3 protein-coding genes are annotated in these 4,039 nt (G+C 69.0%); all 3 read right to left on the bottom strand.

Features of this window, described 5'->3' with window-relative positions; all coding sequences use genetic code 11:
• Positions 1-584: 584 nt before the first annotated feature.
• Positions 585-1,373: an ATP nucleotide 3'-pyrophosphokinase gene (locus AB0M76_RS43280; protein WP_365958268.1), complete on the bottom strand. Its 789-nt coding sequence runs from the start codon at positions 1,371-1,373 to the stop codon at positions 585-587.
• 398 nt (positions 1,374-1,771) lie between these two features.
• Positions 1,772-2,518 (bottom strand): hypothetical protein, encoded by a 747-nt coding sequence (locus AB0M76_RS43275; protein ID WP_365958267.1) that lies wholly within the window; start codon positions 2,516-2,518, stop codon positions 1,772-1,774.
• A gap of 30 nt (positions 2,519-2,548) precedes the next feature.
• Positions 2,549-2,683 (bottom strand): hypothetical protein, encoded by a 135-nt coding sequence (locus AB0M76_RS43270; protein ID WP_365958266.1) that lies wholly within the window; start codon positions 2,681-2,683, stop codon positions 2,549-2,551.
• Positions 2,684-4,039: the final 1,356 nt, after the last annotated feature.

The raw sequence follows: 4,039 nt of genomic DNA, 5'->3' as shown, positions 1-4,039 counted from the left end.
AGATACGACAAACTCGCCGTCCGCTACGAGGCAACCGTGCTGGTCGCAGCCATCAACGAGTGGCTGTGATCAGCACTTTCGCAACAGACCCTAGTCCCGTTGCGCTGGTGGGTATCGGCCCGCCTCGACGTTGTGAGCCGGGCCGCTCGCCCGAGCCCGTTTGGATCAACATCGATTCCAGCCCCAAGGTCACGGGGTTGCGCCGCACGATGCTGATGATCAGCCACCTCATGCGAGCAAGACGCTGACCATTGTCCTGTCGCCGTCCGCCCACCGGGCCGAAGAGCCAACTTCGGCATCGCCCAAGCATGGGCGGTGACGGTCAGCCCGGTTTCCAGGTGGATGAGGAAGGCGTGGCGTCGTTCGGCGGTGAAACGGGCGCCCGGGCGGGACCGGCTTGCCCAGCAGACCCCTCCTTGACTGCCTCGCACGCCCGGCCGAGCTCCTCATCGTCCTGCCACCAGCGGCCGGCCTGTCTCAGGAACGTGGGCGCCCTTCCGTGCGAGGCACCGTACCTGCCCGCTGGAAGCCCGCGGCGAGAGCTTGCCCGCGGTGCCCCCGCTGCCGGGACGCTGCTGCTGATGTCAGCCCACCGGTAGGGGCACGCGGGGGGCAGTCGGTGCGGTGAGCCGGTCGGCGCCTGCCGGGACGGGGACGGCGGCGAAGATGGCGTTCTGCTGCTCCTGCAGTTCCTTCTTGCGCTCCGGGCTGGTGCCGGGGAGCCGCTGCTCCTCGTACAGCTTGTGGGTCGCTTCCTGGGCCCACTTGCTGGCCGGGGTGTGGAACTGGACCTCGAACAGCTGCCTCGACCGCGGTGCCCGCCAGCCGGTGTTGAGCCCCTTGTAGCCCTCGGGGCGGACCCAGGTGTTGGACCACTTCGTGCTGTCGTTGCCCCAGGCGGAGAGCAGGCCCCAGACGGTGCTGACGCCGTCGGTGTACTGACCGTCACGCCACTTCAGGGTGTAGCGGACCGCATCGCCGAGGGTGGCGAGAACAGCGTCCGCGCTCTGCCCGGGGTGTCCCTTCAGCGAGGTGGCGACTTTCCGCTTGAGGGAGTCGCCGGACTTCAGCCGGTTCTCGAAGCCCGTTACCTCCGCACCGGCCATCCAGGCAGCGGCCCGCACTTGAGGGGTGATGCTGCGCTCTGCCAGGCGCGCCTGCTCCATGTAATGGTCGACCCGCTGATTGTCGGCGGGGCTGAGGGAGAGCCCTCCCTCGCCACTCCAGCCGTCGCCCGGTTGCTGGGCCGGCTTCGGCCGGGAGGCACTGGCCGTGGTCGGGGCGGCGATGGCAGTGCTGGCGGCGGTAGTGCCGAGCGCGGTGGCCAGCGCGGCCGCGATCGCGGCCCGGGTGACGGTACGGGTGATGCTCATATGTGTGGGTCCTGCCTTGCGTCAGGTGTGGGGGTGGCGCATGGCATAACTGGCAGGCCGCATCAGAGGTGTCTTCCGGCGGGCACTCTGGTGATCTCTGGCCTGGTCTGCTCGCCTTCCAGCCGCCCGGACCGGTCGGCGACGGTCGGCGGTGGGCAGTGCCCTCCATCGTGAGACCGGTGCCTTGGGGCGGTGCGGCGTACGACGGGCGGGTCGGAGGAAGGCGGCCAGGCCGACCCGTGACGGCTGTGCGGTCCTGGCCTTCATGCCGTGCCGGAGAAGTCACCCGTCCGCCGGTACCCCGCTGAGTCGCTCAGCACATCCGATCGTTCGGGCACGTGCCCTTTCCCCGGTCTGATCAGCCGAGTGGGGGCGGTGGGTTTTCGGCGCGTCCGGGGTCAGTACGTGATGATGACGCAGCCGCCGTGCCCGTGGGCGCCCGCATGGCCGCCCTCTCGATCCCCGCCGTCCCCACCCTTGCCGCCGTTGCCCTGGCCCCAGCAGTCCTTGATCGGGGCCTGGGCGTTGGTCTCGCCGCCGCCGGAACCCACGTACGTGCCGATCGGCCTGCCGCCGGTGTCACCGGGGTAGTCGTGGATGTGCAGATTCTTCTCAAGGCGGCATTTACTGCCGGAGACACTCCTGCCTCCTGTGCCGGGATCGGCCTTGGTGGCGTCGCCACCGCCACCGCCGCCCTTGGCCAGCACGATGGAGGAGGCGGGGCCGGCCAATCCGGGGATCCCGAGTGAGGAGTAGCCGCCCTCATGGCCCCGATCACCGCCCGCACCCGGAGCGCCGCCGCTGCCGATGTGGACGCTCAGCTTGGTCAGACGAAAGGAGGAATCGCCGGCACCGTTGCTGATGTCGCAGGTGACCGTGGTGCCGCCCGCCCCGGAGCCGCCCCCGGCTCCCTGGCTGGACGGCCATCCGTTGCCGCCTCCACCGCCTCCACCACCACCACCGATGACCACGATGTGCAACGTCTTGACGGTGGAGGGGGGAAGGGCGAAGTCGTGGTCACCGTCGGCGGAGAAGACCACCTTCTTCGGCGTGGCCGCCGCGGTGGCGGTGGCCGGGAGCAGGGCGAGCGGGAGGACGGTGCCGGCGACGGCACAGAGAAGAAAACGCAGGCGTGGCTTCAGCATGATCCGTTCAACGCCACGGCGCGGTTCCGGTCACGCGAACAGCCGCATACAAGCCGGCCACTTGGCCTTGGAACGCTTGTAGACCAGGCCGGATCGGATTTCGTGCAGGGCGATGACGTGCTTGCCGGTCGGGTCGAATTCGACGGCGAGGCTGCGATGGCGCAAAGCACAAGTGGACCGCCTCGCTTCGCGGCGACTGGAAGGTGCGGGGGACCAGCATGGCCAAGACGGCACTCACGGACCTGGACGAGCGGCCCCTCAGCCCGCAGACAGACCATGAGGTGACCTTCGTCGAGGCGACCCACTAGAGCCTCACCCCCACTGACCCCGGGGCCGTGGCCGGCATCCGGCCGCGGCCCCGGTGCTGCGCCGGCCGCACCTGCCCGTTTCGACCGCGCCTTTGCCATGGCCGTCACCCCTTGTCCGGCAATGGTGATGAGCTGTAGTTGCATCTTCCTTGATCAGGAGTTACACCGAACGATTACAGTCCCGGGCCGGGCCGTTGAGCCGGTCGGACGTACGCGCAGTGAAGCCCCGGACCGGAAGGTCTGGGGCTTCGAGGTGAACGCTCGTGCCTCTGTACCGCCGTGGGGTCGCCAGAATGGCGCGGGGTCGGAATCTGTCTCCTGCTGTTTGCGGGTGCGTGTGGTGCGCCGGTGTTGCGCGGGTGTTGCGCGGGTGTGCGCCGTGGGGTGTGACTGGGCGCCGTCATTGCTCCGAGTATTGCGGTGCGTGTCCGGGCAGTCACTGTCTGTGCGTGAGGGTGGGGTTCGGGGAACGGTTCAGCGGGGGCAGCGGCTGACGTCGGCGGGGGTGCATGTCCACCGCCGGGCTGCTCTGCCCTCCAGGGCACTGCCTGACCGGATGAGTGACGAGAGGATGAGGCGATGGCGGACTTCACCAAGATCGGCGTGCGTCTGATCACGGCGGAGGAAAGCCCGGCCGGTGTGAGCGGCTGGGTGTCCGCCGGTGTTGCGGGACGGGAGTTCAGCCTGGGCACCGCCCGCAACGGCTTCGAGCCCAAGGGGCGACTACACCTACCAGTTCGGCCAGGACACCAACGTCCTGCACGAGGACCGCAACGACCCACGTCTGCCCCGCCTGGACACCGACGACCTCGACCGCAACCCCTCCGTCTTCGCTTCGAGCCCACAGACGGGAGCGCGATGAGAACCGGTGCCTGAAACGGTGACCGCCAGGTCAACCCGGGCCAAGGCCTCTCCATCCGCTTCGACAACCTGCGCCTGGCCGGCACCGGCCCCGACCAGAAGATCAGGCTCGGCCAGTGCTACGGCAAGTCCGTCTACCTGCCCCGCACCTGACCGCACGCCACAACTGCTCCCGGCCCGCACCAGGCGGAGCGGCATCGGCGCCATGCCGAGCAGGCCGGTGGCCTGACCCTCGAGGGATCAAGTACAGCGCCACGCCTAGGGCGTGTATCCGGTTGTGATCAATTTGTGCGACTCGCCCGTGCCCTGTGACGCGATCTGGTAGATCGTCACTCATGACGCGGGCGCAACT

This window comes from Streptomyces sp. NPDC051364 (genome assembly GCF_040682115.1).
In the GTDB taxonomy this organism is placed as follows: domain Bacteria; phylum Actinomycetota; class Actinomycetes; order Streptomycetales; family Streptomycetaceae; genus Streptomyces.
The sequence above is the reverse complement of the archived record's forward strand: the minus strand, read 5'-3'. Positions and strand labels throughout refer to the sequence as shown.

Excerpts from the sequence above, each read along its gene's own strand:
- AB0M76_RS43280 (WP_365958268.1), bottom strand. The coding sequence starts at position 1,373 with ATGAGCATCACCCGTACCGTCACCCGGGCCGCGATCGCGGCCGCGCTG.
- AB0M76_RS43275 (WP_365958267.1), bottom strand. The coding sequence starts at position 2,518 with ATGCTGAAGCCACGCCTGCGTTTTCTTCTCTGTGCCGTCGCCGGCACC.